The following is a 17,401-nucleotide window of genomic DNA, read 5'->3' as shown; positions in this document are numbered from 1 at the left end:
TGCCACGCCTAGTCTGAGCATGTCCGATAAAATTGAACTTCGCGCAGAGGTGCCGTCCGAATTGGGCGGCCAACGCCTCGATCAAGTCGCCGCACAATTATTCGCTGAGCACTCGCGCTCGCGCCTTTCCGCCTGGATCAAAGACGGCCGCCTGACTGTGGATGGAGCGGTTATCCGCCCGCGAGACATAGTCCATGGCGGTGCGATTCTTGAGCTGACTGCCGAGCAGGAAGCCCAGGGAGAATGGGTTGCCCAGGACATCGAGCTGGATATCGTCTATGAAGACGACGACATCCTGGTCATCAACAAACCCGCGGGCCTGGTGGTTCACCCGGCTGCCGGGCACGCTGATGGCACCTTGCTCAATGCCCTGTTGCACCACGTGCCGGACATCATCAACGTCCCGCGCTGCGGCATCGTGCACCGTCTGGACAAGGACACCACCGGCTTGATGGTGGTGGCCAAGACCATTCAGGCGCAGACGCAGCTGGTCACACAATTGCAAAGCCGCAGCGTCAGCCGGATCTACGAGTGCATCGTGATCGGCGTAGTCGTGGCCGGTGGCAAGATCAACGCGCCGATCGGTCGTCACGGCCAGCAGCGCCAGCGTATGGCGGTGATGGAAGGCGGCAAGCAGGCCGTGAGCCACTACCGTGTACTCGAGCGTTTCCGCTCCCACACCCACGTGCGGGTCAAGCTGGAAACCGGGCGTACCCACCAGATTCGCGTGCACATGGCGCACATCAACTTCCCGTTGGTCGGAGATCCGGCCTACGGCGGTCGCTTCCGTATTCCGCCGGCGGCCAGTGCAACCATGGTTGATTCACTGAAAAACTTCCCGCGCCAGGCACTGCATGCACGTTTCCTGGAACTGGATCATCCGACGAGCGGTAAGCGGATGAGCTGGGAATCGCCTCTGCCGGACGACCTGGTCTGGTTGTTGTCGCTGCTCAAGCAGGATCGCGAGGCGTTTGTCGGGTGAATGACTGGCTGATTCCTGACTGGCCCGCGCCGGCTCAGGTGAAGGCCTGTGTCACCACCCGTGCGGGCGGCGTCAGCCTGGCGCCGTTCGACAGCCTCAATTTGGGCGATCATGTCGAGGACCGCCTGGAGGCCGTGCTCGAAAATCGTCGCCGCCTGACCACGGCCTTCGATATCCAGCCAGCCTGGCTGCGCCAGGTCCATGGCGTGACCGTGGTCGAGGCCGACCCTGGCCGCACTGCCGAAGCCGATGGCAGCTGGACCAGCACCCCAGGCATCGCCTGCACATCCATGACTGCCGATTGCCTGCCCGCGTTGTTCTGCAACCGTGCAGGCACACGCGTGGCGGCGGCCCATGCCGGTTGGCGTGGCCTGGCGGCGGGCGTGTTGGAGGCGACTCTAGAAAGCCTCGACGCCGACGCTGGCGACGTGTTGGTGTGGCTCGGTCCGGCGATTGGCCCGCAAGCCTTTGAAGTCGGCCCGGAAGTGCGTGAAGTCTTCATGCAGCAACTGCCGACCACCGTCGAAGCCTTTGTACCGAGTCGCAATCCGGGCAAGTTCATGGCTGACATCTATAAGCTCGCGCGCCTGCGCCTGGCTGCGTGCGGTGTGACTGCCGTGTATGGCGGCGGTTTCTGCACGGTGACCGACCCGCGCTTCTTTTCCTACCGGCGCAGCCCCCGCACCGGACGTTTTGCCTCCCTTATCTGGCTCGAGCGCTAGACTCTCCTGACCTGGGTCAACACTGACTCACATCAAGCATCTGTCGCTTGAATCTTCCAGAATCCACCCCATCTATAGGGGTATCTGGCAGGTTTCTTCATTCAGGATGTGTTTACTAGCTCCGGCCTGCTCAAAAGGAAGGTGACTAATGCGTATTGATCGTTTAACCAGCAAATTACAGTTGGCACTGTCTGACTCTCAATCCTTGGCGGTGGGTCTCGACCACCCGGCCATCGAGCCTGCGCACTTGATGCAGGCGCTGCTGGAACAGCAAGGTGGTTCAATCAAGCCCTTGCTGATGCAGGTGGGCTTCGACGTCAACAGCCTGCGCAAGGAGTTGAGCAAAGAGCTCGACCAATTGCCGAAAATCCAAAACCCAACCGGCGACGTGAACATGTCGCAGGACTTGGCGCGTCTGCTTAACCAGGCCGATCGCCTGGCCCAACAGAAGGGTGACCAGTTCATCTCCAGCGAACTGGTGCTGCTCGCCGCCATGGACGAGAACAGCAAGCTCGGCAAGTTGTTGCTGGGCCAGGGCGTGAGCAAGAAAGCCCTGGAAAATGCCATCAACAACCTGCGTGGCGGCGACGCGGTGAACGACCCCAACCATGAGGAGTCGCGCCAGGCTCTGGATAAATACACCGTCGACCTGACCAAGCGTGCCGAAGAGGGCAAGCTTGACCCGGTGATCGGCCGTGACGATGAAATCCGTCGCACCATCCAGGTACTGCAACGTCGCACCAAGAACAACCCGGTACTGATCGGCGAACCTGGTGTGGGTAAAACCGCGATCGCCGAAGGCCTGGCCCAGCGCATCATCAATGGTGAAGTGCCGGATGGCCTTAAAGGCAAGCGTCTGCTGTCCCTGGACATGGGGTCGTTGATCGCCGGCGCCAAGTTCCGCGGCGAGTTCGAAGAACGCCTGAAATCCCTGCTCAATGAACTGTCGAAGCAGGAAGGGCAGATCATTCTGTTTATCGACGAACTGCACACCATGGTCGGCGCCGGTAAAGGCGAAGGCTCGATGGACGCCGGTAACATGCTCAAGCCTGCCCTGGCGCGGGGTGAGTTGCACTGCGTCGGTGCTACTACGCTCAACGAATACCGCCAGTACATTGAAAAGGACGCGGCCCTTGAGCGTCGCTTCCAGAAAGTGCTGGTGGAAGAGCCGAGCGAAGAAGACACCATCGCGATCCTGCGTGGCTTGAAAGAGCGTTATGAGGTCCACCACAAGGTGGCGATCACCGACGGCGCGATCATTGCGGCGGCCAAATTGAGCCATCGCTATATCACTGACCGTCAGTTGCCCGACAAGGCCATCGACTTGATCGACGAAGCGGCCAGCCGTATCCGCATGGAAATCGACTCCAAGCCGGAAGTGCTCGACCGTCTGGATCGGCGCCTGATCCAACTGAAAGTCGAGTCCCAGGCCCTGAAGAAAGAAGAAGACGACGCGGCGAAAAAACGCCTGGAAAAACTCCAGGAAGAAATCGTCCGCCTGGAACGTGAGTATTCGGACCTGGAAGAAATCTGGACCTCGGAAAAAGCCGAAGTGCAAGGCTCGGCCCAGATTCAGCAAAAGATCGAGCAGTCGCGCCAGGAACTCGAAGCGGCCCGCCGTAAAGGCGACCTGAACCGCATGGCTGAGTTGCAGTACGGGGTGATCCCGGACCTGGAACGCAGCCTGCAGATGGTCGACCAGCACGGCAAGCCTGAGAACCAGTTGCTGCGCAGCAAGGTGACGGAGGAAGAAATTGCCGAAGTCGTCTCCAAATGGACCGGCATTCCCGTGTCGAAAATGCTTGAAGGCGAGCGCGACAAGCTGCTGAAGATGGAACACCTGCTGCATCAGCGTGTGATCGGTCAGGAAGAGGCCGTGGTGGCCGTTTCCAACGCGGTACGGCGTTCGCGGGCCGGGTTGTCCGATCCGAACCGTCCGAGCGGCTCGTTCATGTTCCTCGGCCCGACCGGTGTGGGTAAGACCGAGCTGTGCAAGGCTTTGGCCGAGTTCCTCTTTGATACTGAAGAGGCCATGGTGCGGATTGATATGTCCGAATTCATGGAGAAACATTCGGTGGCTCGCTTGATCGGTGCGCCACCAGGCTATGTGGGCTATGAGGAAGGCGGTTACCTGACCGAAGCCGTGCGGCGTAAGCCTTACTCGGTGATCCTGCTGGATGAGGTCGAGAAGGCGCACCCGGATGTGTTCAACATCCTGTTGCAAGTGCTGGAGGATGGCCGCCTGACCGACAGCCATGGGCGTACCGTGGATTTCCGCAATACGGTGATCGTGATGACCTCCAACCTGGGCTCGGCGCAGATCCAGGAGCTGGTTGGGGATCGTGAAGCCCAGCGTGCGGCGGTGATGGATGCACTGACCTCGCATTTCCGCCCGGAATTCATCAACCGGGTCGACGAAGTGGTGATCTTCGAGCCGTTGGCGCGGGATCAGATCGCGGGCATTACCGAGATCCAGTTGGGACGTCTGCGTGGCCGCCTGACCGAGCGTGAGTTGTCGCTGGAGCTGAGCCGCGAGGCGTTGGACAAGCTGATCGCTGTGGGTTACGACCCGGTGTATGGCGCACGGCCGTTGAAACGTGCGATCCAGCGCTGGATCGAGAACCCGCTGGCCCAGTTGATCCTGTCGGGCAGCTTCATGCCTGGCACCAGCGTGACAGCGACGGTGGAAAACGACGAAATCGTCTTCCACTGAGCCCTGGCAGCAGGGTGACAAGAGAAGGCCCCGCATTGCGGGGCCTTTTTTTTCGATAGGGCGTTGAACTGTAAGGCAAAGGCTTGTAAAGTGCGCCCCGCAGCAACGTCAGCCCACGGGTTTCTTCTCCCCAAGAAGAAATCAGAAACAAGCGCAAATCATTGTCTTAAAAGCAATTTAAAGGGTTGACAGGGGTTTTTAAGATTGTAGAATAGCGCGCCTCAGAGGCATGAACGTAGCGATACGGACAAGTCAAAGAGAAGGTAGTAAGCAACAACGTAGTACTTTGAAATATGTAGTTCCGTGATAGCTCAGTCGGTAGAGCAAATGACTGTTAATCATTGGGTCCCAGGTTCGAGTCCTGGTCACGGAGCCAATTTCAATATCGGGGTATAGCGCAGTCCGGTAGCGCGCCTGCTTTGGGAGCAGGATGTCGGGAGTTCGAATCCCCCTACCCCGACCATATTTGGGTCGTTAGCTCAGTTGGTAGAGCAGTTGGCTTTTAACCAATTGGTCGTAGGTTCGAATCCCACACGACCCACCATTTTTGAGACCAGTTAACGCTGGAATCGAATCTTAAGGTCAGAGGCCAAAAGCGCTGATCGAAGAAGGCGACTGAAAGGTCGCCTTTTTTTTACCGGGGTATAGCGCAGTCCGGTAGCGCGCCTGCTTTGGGAGCAGGATGTCAGGAGTTCGAATCCCCTTACCCCGACCATATTAAAAATCCCCGTATCGAAAGATACGGGGATTTTTTTTGTGCACGCAAATCTGACTCACCGCAAAACGAATGTGGGAGCGGGCTTGCTCGCGAAAGCGGTGGTTCAGTGTCAGATGTACTGACTGATACACCGCTTTCGCGAGCAAGCCCGCTCCCACATTGACCAAGTCCTATCCGGGACCGTGTTGTCAGTGCAGTTTGAGGCGTGGCTCGGTGCCGCGCCCGATCTTGCTCCCCAGCATCAGCATCGCCGTGCGGAAGAACCCATACAGCGCCATCTGGTGCATGCGGTACAGCGACACGTAGAACATTCGCGCCAGCCAACCTTCCAGCATCACGCTGCCGGTGAGGTTGCCCATCAAGTTACCCACCGCCGAGAACCGCGACAGCGAGATCAACGAGCCGTAGTCGGTGTACTTGTAGGTCGGCAGGTCCTTGCCCTCGATGCGCAGCTTCAGCGACTTGGCCAGCAACGATGCCTGCTGGTGAGCCGCCTGGGCACGTGGCGGCACGTTGCGATCAGTGCCCGGTTGCGGACAGGCGGCACAATCGCCAAACGCGAAGATGTTTTCGTCGCGGGTGGTTTGCAGTGTTGGCAATACCTGCAGCTGATTGATGCGGTTGGTTTCCAGGCCATCGATATCCTTGAGGAAACCTGGCGCGCGAATGCCGGCCGCCCACACCTTGAGACTGGCGGGGATGACCTGGCCGCTGCTGGTGATCAGCGCATCGGCAGTCACTTCGCTGACCGCCGAATTGGTCAGTACCGTCACACCGAGCTTTTCCAGGGTTTTATGCACCGGCACGCCGATACGCTCCGGCAGGGCAGGCAGTACCCGTGGGCCGGCTTCGATCAGGGTGATGTGCATGTTTTCCGGCTTGATGCGGTCCAGGCCGTAAGCGGCCAACTCGTGGGCGGCGTTATGCAGTTCGGCGGCCAGTTCGACCCCAGTGGCACCCGCGCCGACGATGGCAACGCTGATTTTTTCCACCACATCGGTCTGCCCGGCATGGGCGCGCAAGTAGTGATTGAGCAACTGCTGGTGAAAGCGCTCGGCCTGCTTGCGGGTGTCGAGGAACAGGCAGTGCTGCGCGGCGCCTTCGGTGCCGAAGTCATTGGTGGTGCTGCCGACCGCAATCACCAGGCTGTCATAGCCCAGCACGCGCGCTGGCACCAGTTCACGGCCTTCTTCGTCCAGGGTGGCGGCCAGCTGGATCTTCTTCTGTTCACGGTCGAGCCCGCTCATGCGCCCCAGTTGGAACTCGAAGTGGTTCCATTTGGCCTGGGCGACATAATTGAGTTCATCTTCCGAGGAATTCAGCGAACCGGCTGCCACTTCGTGCAGCAGTGGCTTCCAGATATGGGTCAGGTTGGCGTCCACCAGCGTGATGCTGGCGGTGCCGCGCTTGCCCAGAGTCTTACCCAGGCGGGTAGCCAACTCCAGGCCGCCGGCGCCGCCGCCGACGATAATAATACGATGGGTCATGGGGATATCTCGCAAGGCTAAAAGAAATCGGAGCAGTTACCCCCGCGAGCGCCAGGCAGCTCATAGCGTCAGGTAACTCAATAGTCGGCTCAGCAAGCCGAGACCGATCACCACTACCAGCACCACACCAAGGAGCAGCCACGGCCGGAAAGGCTTGCGCTCGACTCGGTTCTGGGAGAGTTGCAGGTACTCTTCGACATGCTGTTGGTCATCGGGGTTCAGGCGGCTGGTCATAAAGGCCTCGTCAGGTAGACGTTGCAAAAGGGCGCCACGTTACAGTCCGGGGGCTCAGAGGCTGATGCCCACGTCGAACACTATGCTGCGGCCCAAGTTGTTGCGCAAGAAATCCGGTGCATCCGGGTGGGCGAACAACACCCGTGCAAAGGTCGGCCCCACCAGCGACAGCGAGCGCCAGCCCTGGCGCAGGTATTCCGTCGGTGGCGGAAAATGGCTGTTGAGGTCAAGCACCTCACGCTTGAGGCTGGTGAAGGCAACGATATCCAGCTCCCCCAGGTCCATCCCGCGTTCTTTGTAGTTATGCGCCTTCTTGCGCAGCGTGGGCGCCAGGCGCAGTAAAAACTCATGGGCCGGGATGCGTCGCGGCTTGGCTTCGCGCCGCACCAATTGGCTCAGGGAGAAGGCGCTGCGTCGGCGCAGCAACTCGTCGCGCCATTCGTCATTCAGGCGACGGCCCTCGTCCAGCACAAAAAACACCTCGAAACTGGCATCGCGAAACAGCACGTCCGGTGGCTCTTGCCCGGCGGCGTGGAACTCCTCGGCACGGTAAGGCACGTTCAAGCCTTGCAGCAGGCGCTGGCAGACCCAACGCTCACGCTCCCATTTGCGGGCATTGGACAAGAATGCGTTGGCTTGTTCGGCCGCTACGGTGAGCAGGCGCAAGTAATCTGAGTCATCCATAGCTAGCAGCTTAGCGCCCAAATGATGACCGCAGGAAGTACCCCTGTGAAACGTCGGTGTAGACTGATCATCCGAGCAATATTCGACCCTGGGGAGTGCTGCCGTGATCAGTGCCGCCATGTTGGCGCCGACAACAATGGGCATCGGGTGGCTGCTGTATGCGCCCGTGGTGGTGTGGGCGATCCTGCGTTCACCTTGGGTCGAACTGTTTGCCGACCGGCGGCGTCAGCATCTGCTATTCGGCACCGTGTTCGCGTTGTTCATGCTGTGGCTGGTACGGCGGGATTTCGATACAGGTGTTTCCTACCACTTCATCGGCATGACTGCCGTGACCCTGTTGCTGGATTGGCCCCTCGCAATTGTCGGCGGCTTTGTCGCCCAGTTGGGTTTGATGGCGCTGGGGCGCCAGGACCTCGCAGCCCTGGGCGTCAACGGCCTGTTGCTGATCGGGTTGCCGGTGCTGATCACCGAAACCTGCGCGTTGCTGGTCGAGCGCGCGCAACCGCGCAATCCCTTTGTGTATATCTTCTGTTCCGGGTTTTTTGCTGCCGCGCTGTCGGCGCTGCTGTGCCTGCTATTTGGGCTGGGGCTGCTGTGGTTCGACGGCCGTTTCGCCATGCCGGAATGGCTGGAGGATTTTGTCGGCTACCTGTGGCTGATCATCTTTCCCGAAGCCTTTATCAACGGCATGGTCATCAGCGCACTGGTGGTGTTTTGCCCGGAATGGCTGGAGACTTTCAACCGCACGCGCTACTTGTCGGCACCCTGGAAGGACGACGATTCACAGCGTTGACCCAGATCAAATCCTGGCCGGCCGAGCAGGCCCATGCTCTGTCAAATTTTTCCAGGCAAGGCGGGGAGCACGGATCATGAGTGTGTACGAGTGGGCACGGCAGGAATTGCGCAGAAGCCAGGACGCGGCACAGGAAATCGGTTTTGACCCGGGCCTGACCCTGCGTGCGATGCTCAGTGCGGTGGTGCAACAGAGCAAGGGTGTGCGCAGTTTTGAAGACCTGGCCGACGAGCTGCAATACCTTGCAGAGAACCTCGACGACCAGCAGGAATACGCCTTTATGCGCCCTTAGTGGCGCGGCGGCAGGTCTTCGGAAAACAGCTCGTCTTCGGCATCCGGGGCCACGGGGATTTTGTGTTCCTCAGCGGCCCAGGCGCCCAGGTCGATGAGCTTGCAGCGGTCCGAGCAGAACGGCCGGTTGAGGTTGGTCGCTTTCCATTCCACGGGTGCACCGCAGGTTGGGCAGTCGACGGTCAAGGGTTGGCTCATGATCGGCCTCCACGCAAAGTAAGGTAAAAGTGGTGCAGTCGCTCGACCTCGCTGTGCAGCCAGGCAAGGTCCTGGTCATTGACCAGCACGTCATCGGCATGGTTCAGGCGGTCTTCGCGGCTGGACTGGGCCTTGAGGATCGCCTGCACCTGTTGCTCGTTGATGCCGTCGCGCTGCAGGGTACGCTGAATCTGCAGCGATTGCGGCACGTCGATCACCAGGATGCGCTGGGTCATGCTGTACTGGCCGGACTCGATCAGCAGCGGCGACACCAATATCGCGTAGGGCGACTTCGCGCGCGCCAGGTGGCTGCGAATCTCCTCGCCAATCAACGGGTGCAGCAAGGCTTCGAGCCAGCGGCGCTCTTCGGGTACTTCAAAGATCAGCTTGCGCAAGGCGCCGCGGTCCAGTTGACCGTCCGGCTGCAGCACGCCGGCACCGAAGTGCTCGGCGATACGTGCCAATGCCGGCCGTCCAGGCTCGACCACCCAGCGGGCGGCGTGATCGGCGTCCACCAGGTCGATGCCCAGGTCGATAAAGTGCTGGGCTGCGGCACTTTTACCGCTGCCGATGCCGCCAGTGAGGCCGAGAATCCAGGGTGTTGCAACAGAAGTGGTCATCTGAAACCGACAGACTGCAAATAGAAGTCGGTTATTTGACCACCCCAGAGCAATGCAATCCAGCCGGCAATCGCCAGATACGGACCAAACGGCATCGGTGCCGACGCTTGGGACTTGCGCAGGCGCATCAGGATCAAGCCCACGAATACCCCCACCAGCGACGACATCAACAGCGTCATTGGCAGGATTTGCCAGCCACCCCAGGCGCCGAGCAAGGCCAGCAGCTTGAAGTCGCCATGGCCCATGCCGTCCTTGCCAGTGACCAGCTTGAACAGCCAGAACACGCTCCACAGGCTCATGTAGCCGATCACCGCACCCCACAGGGCATCCGACAGTGTCGTCAGCAGGCCGAAGCTGTTGATGATCAGCCCCAGCCATAACAGCGGCATCACCAGCACATCCGGCAACAGTTGGTGGTCGGCGTCGATCAGGCTCATCGCCAACAAGCCCCAGCTCAATACCAGCACTGCGCCCGCCTGCCAGCCATAGCCGAAATGCCAGGCCACCCAGGCCGAGATCAGCGCGCACGTCAGTTCCGTGAGCGGATAACGGGCGCTGATCGCACCCTGGCAATGGGCGCAGCGACCTCGCAGAAACAGGTAGCTGAGCAGTGGGATATTTTCCCAAGGGCGTATCGGATGGTTGCACTGTGGGCAGCAGGAATTAGGCTGCATCAGGGTGTAGGTCGGGCTGGCAGGCTCAGCGGGCAAGCCGAGCACTTCGTGGGCCTGGGCGCGCCATTCCCGTTCGAGCATCTTCGGCAGGCGCCACACCAGCACGTTGAGAAAACTGCCGACGATCAGCCCCAGCACCGACGCCAGTGCAACAAAAGCCCAGGGGTGTACCGCCAATAGCTGGCTCAAAATGCGCTCCCCATCTGGAAGACCGGCAGGTACATGGCGATCACCAATGCGCCGACAATGCCGCCCAGCACCACCATGATCAGGGGCTCCATGAGGTGCGTGAGGTTATCGACCAGGTTGTCCACATCGCCCTCGTAATGGTTGGCAACCTTTTCCAGCATGCGGTCCAGCGTGCCCGACTCTTCGCCGATGGCCGTCATCTGGATCGCCATGCCGGGGAACAGGCCGCTGGCGAGCATGGATTGATTCAATGGCATGCCAGTCGCTACATCGCGTCGCATATGTTCGATTGCCTGTCTGAATGGCCCGGAACCGGCGGCACCGGCCACCGAGTCCAGCGCCTGCAGTAACGGAACGCCGGCGGCAAACGTGGTGGACAGTGTGCGGGCAAAGCGGGCCACGGCGGATTTGCTCAGCAGTTTGCCTGCCAGGGGCGCTTTCAACAAACAGCGGTCCAACCACAGACTCAATCCAGGGAGCGTCCGATAGGCATGGCGCAGCCCCATGCTTCCCGCAAGAACGCCCAGCGCCAGCACCCACCACGCTTTCTGCACGAACTCGGAAAGGGCGATGACCTGCAAGGTGAAGCCGGGCAGCGTGCCGTCCACCCCCGCAAACAGATTCTGGAACTGCGGCACGACGTGGATCAACAGCACCCCAGTGACCAGGCTGGCGACCACCAGCACGGTGACCGGATAGGTCATGGCTTTTTTGATCCTGGCCTTTAGCTGCTCGCTCTTTTCCCGGTGGATCGCCACGCGCTCCAGCAGGGTTTCAAGTGCTCCGGCCTGTTCGCCGGCGGCCACCAGGTTGCAGTACAGCGCGTCGAAATAACGAGGCTGTTTGCGCAGCGCCTCGGCAAGGCTGGTGCCGGCGGCGATCGCCTGTTTCAACCCTTGCACAAGCTCACGCACGGCGCGGTTGTCGAAGCCCTCACCGATGATATCGAAGGCCTGCAATAGAGGAATACCGGCCTTCAGCAGGGTGGCCAGTTGGCGAGTAAGCAGGGTGATGTCCGTCGACATTATCGAGGGTGCCAGGCTCGGCAGCATTGGAGATTTCTGGCGCACATGGCCTGGGCTGATGCCCTGTTTGCGCAATTGGGCCTTCACCAAGGCAGGGTTGTGCCCGGTGGTTTGCCCGGACACCCTGCGTCCTTTGCGGTTGGTGCCTTCCCAGGCGTAGAGCGTTGAAGCGTTGTCCATGTCATGGTTCCGCACAGAGGTCGTCGAAGCTTTATAGCGTAGTCAGGTGACGGATTCGGACAGGCCGGCAGTGGCGGATAAAATGTCAGAATGTGCGTCTTGTGCGCGATTGACCGCCTGCGGATGAGTACACTGGCGCCGCTGCACAACACGGGGCGCAGGACGTGCCTTGTCATGAGTTCTATCCTGGAGAGTGAATGTGATTCGTCAAAAAGGTTTTACCCTGATCGAGCTGTTGATCGTCGTGGCAATCATCGGCATTTTGGCCACCATCGGCCTGCCCATGTACACCACCCACCAGGCCAAGGCCAAGTTCACTGCCGGCCTGGCTGAAATCACCGCGTTGAAGGCCGGGTACGAAGACACCCTCAACCAGGGCACTGTACCGACCCTGGCATTGATCGGCGGCACCAGCCCAACGGCCAACTGCAAGATCGATGTAGCAGGGGATGTTGCGACGGGCGCGGGCGCCATTAGTTGCGAAATACTCGACGCGCCGGCGCCGGTGCTGGGCAAGACCATCAGCCTGACGCGCAATGCCACCACCGGTTGGAAATGCACCACCACCGCTGACGCAAAATATGTCGCTAAAGGCTGCGGCGCCGACGGGGCCTGACGGCTAAACCATCCACAGGGAAGATGAGGTGGCCGATGTCGTTATCCGTACCGCAGCGCGGCAATGTTTTTCTGGTAGCAGTGATATGCCTGCTGGTCGTCGGGATTTGTGCGCCGTTCAGCGGGCATGATTTGCAGCGGGGCATGCAGATTGCCGTCGGGGTTTGCGCGGTGCTGTATGGGCTGTCGGTCCCTCGCATGCAACAGCTGCTGGACCGCCCCACGGCGCTGGGCCTGGGACTGATTATCGGGTTGGGCCTGGTGTCATCAGTGCTGGCCCACCAGCCGCTGTGGGCGTTTGCCGAGGTGGCGTTGTTTGTCAGTGGCGGGGCAATTGCCGTGGCGTTTGCCTTGTTGCGTCGCCAGGGCGGTGAGCCGTTGGATCGCTACTTGATCATGCTGGTGGTGCTGCTGTGCCTGATCAAGTCGATTCAATATGTGTATGCGGGCACATTGGCGTTCATCAGCGCCGAACGAATCCTGGACCCGGACCTGTTGCTGTCCGGCTTTTCCAACAAGCGATTCTATGGTCAATTCCAGACGTTTACCTTGCCGCTGCTGGCACTTCCCTTACTGATCCCGACGCTTTCCCGCTCGCTCAGGGCCGCTGTGTTTGCATTGCTGTGCGTGTGGTGGTTGATCGCGATTGGTGGCGGCACGCGCGGCACCTGGCTGGGCATGGGCGCGGCGACGCTGGTAGTGGCGTTGCTGGGCCCTTGGGGCCGGCGTTGGGTGGGTTGGCAAGTGGCCGCAGTGCTGGCCGGGCTATTGCTGTATTGGCTGGTGTTTACGGTGCTGGCGGATTACCTCGGGATCCAGATCCTCAATGGCGCCAGTGATCGTCTCACCACCTCCCTGTCCGGGCGCGGTCCGATCTGGTGGCAGGCCTGGCACATGCTCGTCGAGCGGCCATGGCTGGGCTTTGGGCCGATGCATTTCGCCGATATCGCCAATAGAACTGCCGCGCACCCGCACCAGGCCATCCTGCAATGGGCCAGTGAATGGGGTGTGCCATCTACGTTGTGCGTTGCGGTGCTGGCGTGGCGGAGTGGTTGGGCCACGTTCGGTCTATTGCGGGAGCGTGCGCTGTGCTCTGAACCCGCGGACTTGCTGCGAATGTGCCTGTTTGCAGCGCTCGTCGGTGCGTTGGTGCAGTCCATGGTCGACGGTGTGATTGTGATGCCCAACTCTCAAGTGTGGCTGGCGCTGGTGGTGGGTTGGTTGATGGCGTTGCACCTGTGGAAAACCCCGGAGACGGCTGAGCTGCCGTTGGCCTGGGGCGCGTGGAAAACGCTTAGTGTACTGGCCGTTGGTCTGCTGGTTTTTATCGCCGTGCGCGATGTGCCGCATATCCAGCAAGCCCAGCAGCAGTACCTGGACAGCCATGCCAACTTGCTGCAACCGCGCTTCTGGGCCCAGGGTGTGATTGCCCGGTGACGGCGGCAAGTTGCCGGACTCCCCATGCGGTGCTAGCTTTAGCCCACCGCCCGTGTAGCTCAGCCGGTAGAGCAGCGCACTCGTAACGCGAAGGTCGCAGGTTCGATTCCTGTCTCGGGCACAAAGGCAACAAAGGCGTCACCGTTTTCAAAGGCACTGTTTTCAGTTGATCCCAGAATGGTTCTGAAGGCCAGACGAGCCGGCATGTGAGCCTGCTCTTTTGTATCTGCGCAACCTTGATGACCCAGATGCATCCCCATTCCTCGATCTAAGAGAACAACATGACCACGACTGAAATGACCCAGGAAGTTCGGCATCAAGCAGCCCTCGAGAAATACCTCGCGGAGTCGCCGCAGCTCAGAGAAGAGATCAAGGACCTGAGCGCCGATGATCAGCGCGACCAGATCCAGTGGGCATTCGAGGACGAGGCCGAGAGCCAGGGCTATCAGCCCTGGGAGCTGACCCTCAAGTACACCTCGACACCGGAAGAATTCGAAGCAGCACGGCTGGCCTTGCACAAAGAGGCGGCCGAGGTGCTGGGTGTCGAATGGGAAGAGTATTGCGAGATGAACGACCTGGTCGTTTAAACACTCATTGTAGGAGCCGGCAATCCGGCTCCTACAAATCATCTTAGATGCTAAGCCGCATCGACAAATCCACCGCCTTCACATCCTTGGTCATCGCGCCGATCGAAATGTAGTCCACCCCGGTCTCGGCAATGGGCAGCAGGGTGCTTTCATTGATCCCGCCGCTGGCTTCCAGCTTGGCCTTGCCGCCGTTCAGGCGCACGGCTTCACGCATATCTTCCAGGCTCAGCTCGTCGAGCATGATGATATCGGCGCCTGCCGCCAGGGCTTCGCGCAGTTCCTCCAGGCTTTCCACTTCGATTTCCACCGGCTTGCCGGGTGCGATCTTGTGGGCGGCTGTGATCGCCTGGGCAATGCCACCACAGGCAGCGATGTGGTTTTCCTTGATCAGGAACGCGTCGTAAAGACCGATTCGGTGGTTGTGGCAGCCGCCGCAGGTGACCGCGTACTTCTGCGCCAGGCGCAGGCCCGGCAGCGTCTTGCGGGTATCCAGCAGCTTGACCTGGGTGCTGGCGACAAAATCCGCCAGGAATTGGGCGCGGGTAGCGACTCCGGACAGCAACTGCAGGAAGTTCAGCGCGCAGCGTTCGCCGCTGAGCAGCGAGCGCGCCGGGCCTTCAAGGTGGAACAGCGCCTGGTTAGGGGTGACGCGCTCACCGTCGGCCACCTGCCAATGCACGGCGACCCTGGGGTCCAATTGGCGAAACACGGCATCGACCCAGGCTGTGCCGGCGATCACTGCAGCGTCACGGGTAATGATGGTGGCCGTCGCCAGCCGCTCGGCGGGGATCAACTGCGCAGTGATGTCGCCGCTGCCGATGTCTTCCAGCAGTGCGCGGCGCACGTTGGCTTCGATTTCGGCGGTAAGGTCGGCAAGACGGAGATTCGGCATAACAGGCTCCACATACAAAGTGTCCCGATTATAGGGGCAGTGTGCGTTCGAACCCAGGCTCGGCACTCATTTACCGCGCAATGCCAGAGTTTGCTGGCGCAACCCCCCTCATTTGCAAGATAATCTCGCGCCTTGCAATTGGCGTCATAGCTTTGACGTTCAGACCAGTACCGCCGTTTCAGGAGGCCAGGATGCACAATGACGGAAAGGTGGTGCCAATCAATCGGGCACAAGCCACGCCATCGCCACTCGCCCGACTGCCGGTGGTGTTGCTGCAGGTCCGCGATAAAGCGGCGCAACAGTTGCAGCAAGGGTTGCAGGACCTGTTCGATAACGCTGACGACACGTTGTTCGAGATGGCCGACAAGGCGCGCAACAACCTGGACCACCATATTTTCTTTGAAGCCATGCGCGACCTGCGCCTCAAGCGCAAGAATTTCGAACGCGTGTTCATGGAGCGTCTGTTCGAAGCCTTCGCCAGCCTGGGCCATGCGGGGCGGGGCGAGTTGCAGCTGGTGCCGGTGGTGTCCTACGAGGCCGCACCGGGTTCATCCAAGGATGACCTCGAAAAAGCCGTGGCGCTGGACGCCATGCTGGGCCGGGTGCGGCACCGCGACGGTCTGGCTCTGGCGCAACTCACGGCGCGTTTGAGCGTGTTGCTCGGCAACCGCCTGGACGATCGTGAGAACCCCCTGGGACCTGCGCTGCTCTGTGAGTTTTTCCTGCGGGCGGGGCGCAGTCTGGGCGTGGAGATCCGCGTCAAACTGATCATGCTCAAGCTGTTTGAAAAATACGTGCTCAGCGATGCCGACCAACTCTACGGCGAAGCCAATCAACTGCTGGTGGCAACGGGCGTATTACCCGAACTCAAGGCCATACCGTCGCGCCGCCCTGAAGGGCGTGCGGACCGTGAACATGCGCAAGCAGCAAGCTTGCCGGCTGCCGACCTGCCCGTCGACGAAAATGGCCAGGAAGCGTTCGCTGCGCTCCAACAACTGCTTACGGCGGTGCGTGGCAGCGTGGCGCCGACGCTCGAGGCCAGCGCCGAGCCCTTGCCCATTTCCACCCGTGACCTGCTGCGCCTGCTCTCTCACTTGCAGCAGTACGTGCCGGAGCCCGAGGCCGAAGACGACTTCGACCTGCGTAGCCAGCTTGAACAGTTGCTCACCCGCCTCAGCGTCAAGAGTGGCAAGTCGCGGGTGGTGGAAGGCGCGGACGAAGACGTGATCAATCTGGTCGCGCTGCTGTTCGAGTTCATTCTTAACGACCGCGCCGTGCCGGATGCCTTCAAGGCCTTGATCGGTCGCCTGCAGATCCCAATGCTCAAAGTGGCGTTGCTGGACAAGAGCTTTTTCAGTCACGCCAGCCACCCGGCGCGGCGCCTGCTCAACGAAATCGCGGCCGCTGCCCTGGGCAGCGGCCCCAGCGAAGACTACCAGCGCGACCACCTCTACCTGCGCATCGAGCAGGTCGTGCAGCGCCTGCTCAACGAGTTTGTCGAAGACCCGGCGATTTTTTCCCAGTTGCTCGCCGAGTTCAGCGCGTTTACCGCCGATGAGCGGCGTCGCAGTGAGTTGCTTGAACAACACACCCGAGATGCCGAAGCCGGGCGCGTGCGCACCGAAGTTGTTCGCCAGCGTGTGGCGGATGTCATGAATAAGCGATTGCTGGGCAAGGTCCTGCCACGTCCGGTCGTGCAGTTCCTGCAGCAAGCCTGGAGCCAGGTGCTGTTGCTGGCCAGTCTCAAGCACGGCGAGCAGTCTGTGCAGTGGCAGGCGGCGCTGCGCACCATGGATGAGTTGATCTGGAGTGTGGGTCTGCAGCAAGACACCGAGGCCGGGCGCCATTTGCTGGAGCAACTGCCGGGCCTGCTCAAGGCGTTGCGCGACGGTCTGACCAGCGCCGCGTTCGACCCCTTCAGCACGCGCGAATTCTTTGTGCGCTTGCAGGCCCTGCATGTCCAGGCACCTGAAGGCGTCGATGAGTGGGGCGAGGTGCGCGAGCCGTTTGTACTGAGCGCGGCGTCACCGGACGCCATCATCGACCTGCCGGACAACGACCCCGACCTGCTCAAGGCTCATCAACTCAAGGTGGGCAGTTGGGTGGTCTTCCAGGAAGGCGACGCCCATACGCTGCGGTGCAAGCTGACGGCGATCATGGCGCCGGCCAATGCCTATGTGTTCACCAGTCGCACGGGGCTCAAAGTCTTGGAGAAGAGCGCCGGCCAACTGGCTTTGGCGTTCAAGCGTGGTGCGCTGCATACCCTGGATGACGGACCGCTGTTCGAGCGCGCGCTGGCCGCGGTGGTGGGCGAGCTGCGTCAACTCAATCGCGGCAAGTGATCGCAACCGGAGGGTCTA

The 17,401-nt window shown here is 60.6% G+C and carries 17 protein-coding genes and 5 tRNA genes; 14 read left to right on the top strand and 8 right to left on the bottom strand.

Features of this window, described 5'->3' with window-relative positions:
* The first annotated feature begins 19 nt into the window (after positions 1-19).
* The 7 genes from rluD to KHP07_RS04440 all read left to right on the top strand — a co-directional run bounded on the left by rluD (position 20) and on the right by KHP07_RS04440 (position 5,132).
* Positions 20-982 carry a 23S rRNA pseudouridine(1911/1915/1917) synthase RluD gene (gene rluD, locus KHP07_RS04470; RefSeq protein WP_034102080.1) on the top strand — a complete coding sequence of 321 codons (963 nt, stop codon included), beginning with the start codon at positions 20-22 and terminating at the stop codon, positions 980-982.
* Complete coding sequence (pgeF, locus tag KHP07_RS04465) at positions 979-1,704, top strand: peptidoglycan editing factor PgeF (RefSeq protein WP_078046819.1); 726 nt, start codon at positions 979-981, stop codon at positions 1,702-1,704. Before rluD ends, pgeF begins: the two co-directional genes overlap by 4 nt.
* Before the next feature lie 148 nt (positions 1,705-1,852).
* On the top strand, positions 1,853-4,417 hold the full coding sequence (gene clpB, locus KHP07_RS04460; protein ID WP_078046820.1) for an ATP-dependent chaperone ClpB: 2,565 nt from the start codon (positions 1,853-1,855) through the stop codon (positions 4,415-4,417).
* A gap of 300 nt (positions 4,418-4,717) precedes the next feature.
* Positions 4,718-4,793: transfer RNA gene (locus tag KHP07_RS04455), tRNA-Asn, on the top strand.
* Positions 4,794-4,803: 10 nt separating this feature from the next.
* Positions 4,804-4,880 (top strand) — tRNA-Pro (locus KHP07_RS04450).
* 5 nt (positions 4,881-4,885) lie between these two features.
* A tRNA-Lys gene (locus KHP07_RS04445) sits at positions 4,886-4,961 on the top strand.
* A gap of 94 nt (positions 4,962-5,055) precedes the next feature.
* Positions 5,056-5,132, top strand: a tRNA-Pro gene (locus tag KHP07_RS04440).
* A gap of 191 nt (positions 5,133-5,323) precedes the next feature.
* Here KHP07_RS04440 and KHP07_RS04435 read toward each other — a convergent pair.
* From KHP07_RS04435 to KHP07_RS04425, 3 genes are read right to left on the bottom strand one after another with little or no spacing between them, the layout of a single operon-like run.
* Positions 5,324-6,622, bottom strand: coding sequence for an NAD(P)/FAD-dependent oxidoreductase (locus KHP07_RS04435; RefSeq protein WP_078046821.1), 1,299 nt, complete (start codon positions 6,620-6,622; stop codon positions 5,324-5,326).
* Between the two features lie 60 nt (positions 6,623-6,682).
* On the bottom strand, positions 6,683-6,856 hold the full coding sequence (locus KHP07_RS04430; protein ID WP_016976295.1) for a DUF3094 family protein: 174 nt from the start codon (positions 6,854-6,856) through the stop codon (positions 6,683-6,685).
* 54 nt (positions 6,857-6,910) lie between these two features.
* Positions 6,911-7,540 (bottom strand): DUF1780 domain-containing protein, encoded by a 630-nt coding sequence (locus KHP07_RS04425; protein WP_010213242.1) that lies wholly within the window; start codon positions 7,538-7,540, stop codon positions 6,911-6,913.
* Positions 7,541-7,643: 103 nt separating this feature from the next.
* Between KHP07_RS04425 and KHP07_RS04420 the strand changes: the two genes are divergently transcribed.
* Positions 7,644-8,333, top strand: coding sequence for an energy-coupling factor ABC transporter permease (locus tag KHP07_RS04420; RefSeq protein ID WP_214496651.1), 690 nt, complete (start codon positions 7,644-7,646; stop codon positions 8,331-8,333).
* A 76-nt stretch (positions 8,334-8,409) separates the two neighbouring features.
* Positions 8,410-8,625 (top strand): hypothetical protein, encoded by a 216-nt coding sequence (locus KHP07_RS04415; protein WP_003171680.1) that lies wholly within the window; start codon positions 8,410-8,412, stop codon positions 8,623-8,625.
* Here the strand turns inward: KHP07_RS04415 and yacG are convergent.
* From yacG to KHP07_RS04395, 4 genes are read right to left on the bottom strand one after another with little or no spacing between them, the layout of a single operon-like run.
* Positions 8,622-8,822 carry a DNA gyrase inhibitor YacG gene (yacG, locus tag KHP07_RS04410; RefSeq protein WP_003188437.1) on the bottom strand — a complete coding sequence of 67 codons (201 nt, stop codon included), beginning with the start codon at positions 8,820-8,822 and terminating at the stop codon, positions 8,622-8,624. The genes KHP07_RS04415 and yacG overlap by 4 nt on opposite strands.
* Entirely contained in the window at positions 8,819-9,442 is a 624-nt protein-coding gene (gene coaE / locus KHP07_RS04405) for a dephospho-CoA kinase (RefSeq protein WP_078046824.1), read from the bottom strand. The genes yacG and coaE overlap by 4 nt, the downstream gene beginning before the upstream one ends.
* Complete coding sequence (locus KHP07_RS04400; protein ID WP_214496650.1) at positions 9,439-10,305, bottom strand: prepilin peptidase; 867 nt, start codon at positions 10,303-10,305, stop codon at positions 9,439-9,441. The genes coaE and KHP07_RS04400 overlap by 4 nt, the downstream gene beginning before the upstream one ends.
* Positions 10,302-11,510 carry a type II secretion system F family protein gene (locus tag KHP07_RS04395; protein ID WP_214496649.1) on the bottom strand — a complete coding sequence of 403 codons (1,209 nt, stop codon included), beginning with the start codon at positions 11,508-11,510 and terminating at the stop codon, positions 10,302-10,304. Before KHP07_RS04395 ends, KHP07_RS04400 begins: the two co-directional genes overlap by 4 nt.
* Positions 11,511-11,712: 202 nt before the next feature.
* On the opposite strand from KHP07_RS04395, the gene KHP07_RS04390 reads away from it, so the two are divergent.
* The 4 genes from KHP07_RS04390 to KHP07_RS04375 all read left to right on the top strand — a co-directional run bounded on the left by KHP07_RS04390 (position 11,713) and on the right by KHP07_RS04375 (position 14,149).
* Positions 11,713-12,126, top strand: a complete 414-nt coding sequence (locus KHP07_RS04390) for a pilin (RefSeq protein WP_078050867.1) — start codon at positions 11,713-11,715, stop codon at positions 12,124-12,126.
* A 35-nt stretch (positions 12,127-12,161) separates the two neighbouring features.
* Positions 12,162-13,562, top strand: a complete 1,401-nt coding sequence (locus tag KHP07_RS04385) for an O-antigen ligase family protein (protein WP_214496648.1) — start codon at positions 12,162-12,164, stop codon at positions 13,560-13,562.
* Between the two features lie 48 nt (positions 13,563-13,610).
* Positions 13,611-13,683: transfer RNA gene (locus KHP07_RS04380), tRNA-Thr, on the top strand.
* 160 nt (positions 13,684-13,843) lie between these two features.
* Complete coding sequence (locus KHP07_RS04375; RefSeq protein ID WP_078046828.1) at positions 13,844-14,149, top strand: DUF6388 family protein; 306 nt, start codon at positions 13,844-13,846, stop codon at positions 14,147-14,149.
* 43 nt (positions 14,150-14,192) lie between these two features.
* Here KHP07_RS04375 and nadC read toward each other — a convergent pair whose 3' ends face one another.
* Positions 14,193-15,041 (bottom strand): carboxylating nicotinate-nucleotide diphosphorylase, encoded by an 849-nt coding sequence (gene nadC / locus KHP07_RS04370; protein ID WP_214496647.1) that lies wholly within the window; start codon positions 15,039-15,041, stop codon positions 14,193-14,195.
* 191 nt (positions 15,042-15,232) lie between these two features.
* Between nadC and KHP07_RS04365 the strand changes: the two genes are divergently transcribed.
* Positions 15,233-17,383, top strand: a complete 2,151-nt coding sequence (locus KHP07_RS04365; RefSeq protein WP_214496646.1) for a DUF1631 domain-containing protein — start codon at positions 15,233-15,235, stop codon at positions 17,381-17,383.
* The last annotated feature ends 18 nt before the right edge of the window (positions 17,384-17,401 follow it).

The organism is Pseudomonas sp. VS40 (assembly GCF_018587885.1).
GTDB lineage: Bacteria > Pseudomonadota > Gammaproteobacteria > Pseudomonadales > Pseudomonadaceae > Aquipseudomonas > Aquipseudomonas pergaminensis.
Note: the sequence above shows the minus strand (reverse complement) of the source record. Positions and strands in the feature narration are given on the sequence as shown.

What these genes read in the sequence shown, in the direction of transcription:
- KHP07_RS04415 (WP_003171680.1), top strand. Translation starts at nt 8,410, where the DNA reads ATGAGTGTGTACGAGTGGGCACGGCAGGAATTGCGCAGAAGCCAGGAC.
- rluD (WP_034102080.1), top strand. Translation starts at nt 20, where the DNA reads ATGTCCGATAAAATTGAACTTCGCGCAGAGGTGCCGTCCGAATTGGGC.
- nadC (WP_214496647.1), bottom strand. Translation starts at nt 15,041, where the DNA reads ATGCCGAATCTCCGTCTTGCCGACCTTACCGCCGAAATCGAAGCCAAC.
- KHP07_RS04435 (WP_078046821.1), bottom strand. Translation starts at nt 6,622, where the DNA reads ATGACCCATCGTATTATTATCGTCGGCGGCGGCGCCGGCGGCCTGGAG.
- KHP07_RS04425 (WP_010213242.1), bottom strand. Translation starts at nt 7,540, where the DNA reads ATGGATGACTCAGATTACTTGCGCCTGCTCACCGTAGCGGCCGAACAA.
- coaE (WP_078046824.1), bottom strand. Translation starts at nt 9,442, where the DNA reads ATGACCACTTCTGTTGCAACACCCTGGATTCTCGGCCTCACTGGCGGC.
- KHP07_RS04365 (WP_214496646.1), top strand. Translation starts at nt 15,233, where the DNA reads ATGCACAATGACGGAAAGGTGGTGCCAATCAATCGGGCACAAGCCACG.
- KHP07_RS04385 (WP_214496648.1), top strand. Translation starts at nt 12,162, where the DNA reads ATGTCGTTATCCGTACCGCAGCGCGGCAATGTTTTTCTGGTAGCAGTG.
- KHP07_RS04430 (WP_016976295.1), bottom strand. Translation starts at nt 6,856, where the DNA reads ATGACCAGCCGCCTGAACCCCGATGACCAACAGCATGTCGAAGAGTAC.
- KHP07_RS04375 (WP_078046828.1), top strand. Translation starts at nt 13,844, where the DNA reads ATGACCACGACTGAAATGACCCAGGAAGTTCGGCATCAAGCAGCCCTC.
- clpB (WP_078046820.1), top strand. Translation starts at nt 1,853, where the DNA reads ATGCGTATTGATCGTTTAACCAGCAAATTACAGTTGGCACTGTCTGAC.
- KHP07_RS04395 (WP_214496649.1), bottom strand. Translation starts at nt 11,510, where the DNA reads ATGGACAACGCTTCAACGCTCTACGCCTGGGAAGGCACCAACCGCAAA.
- yacG (WP_003188437.1), bottom strand. Translation starts at nt 8,822, where the DNA reads ATGAGCCAACCCTTGACCGTCGACTGCCCAACCTGCGGTGCACCCGTG.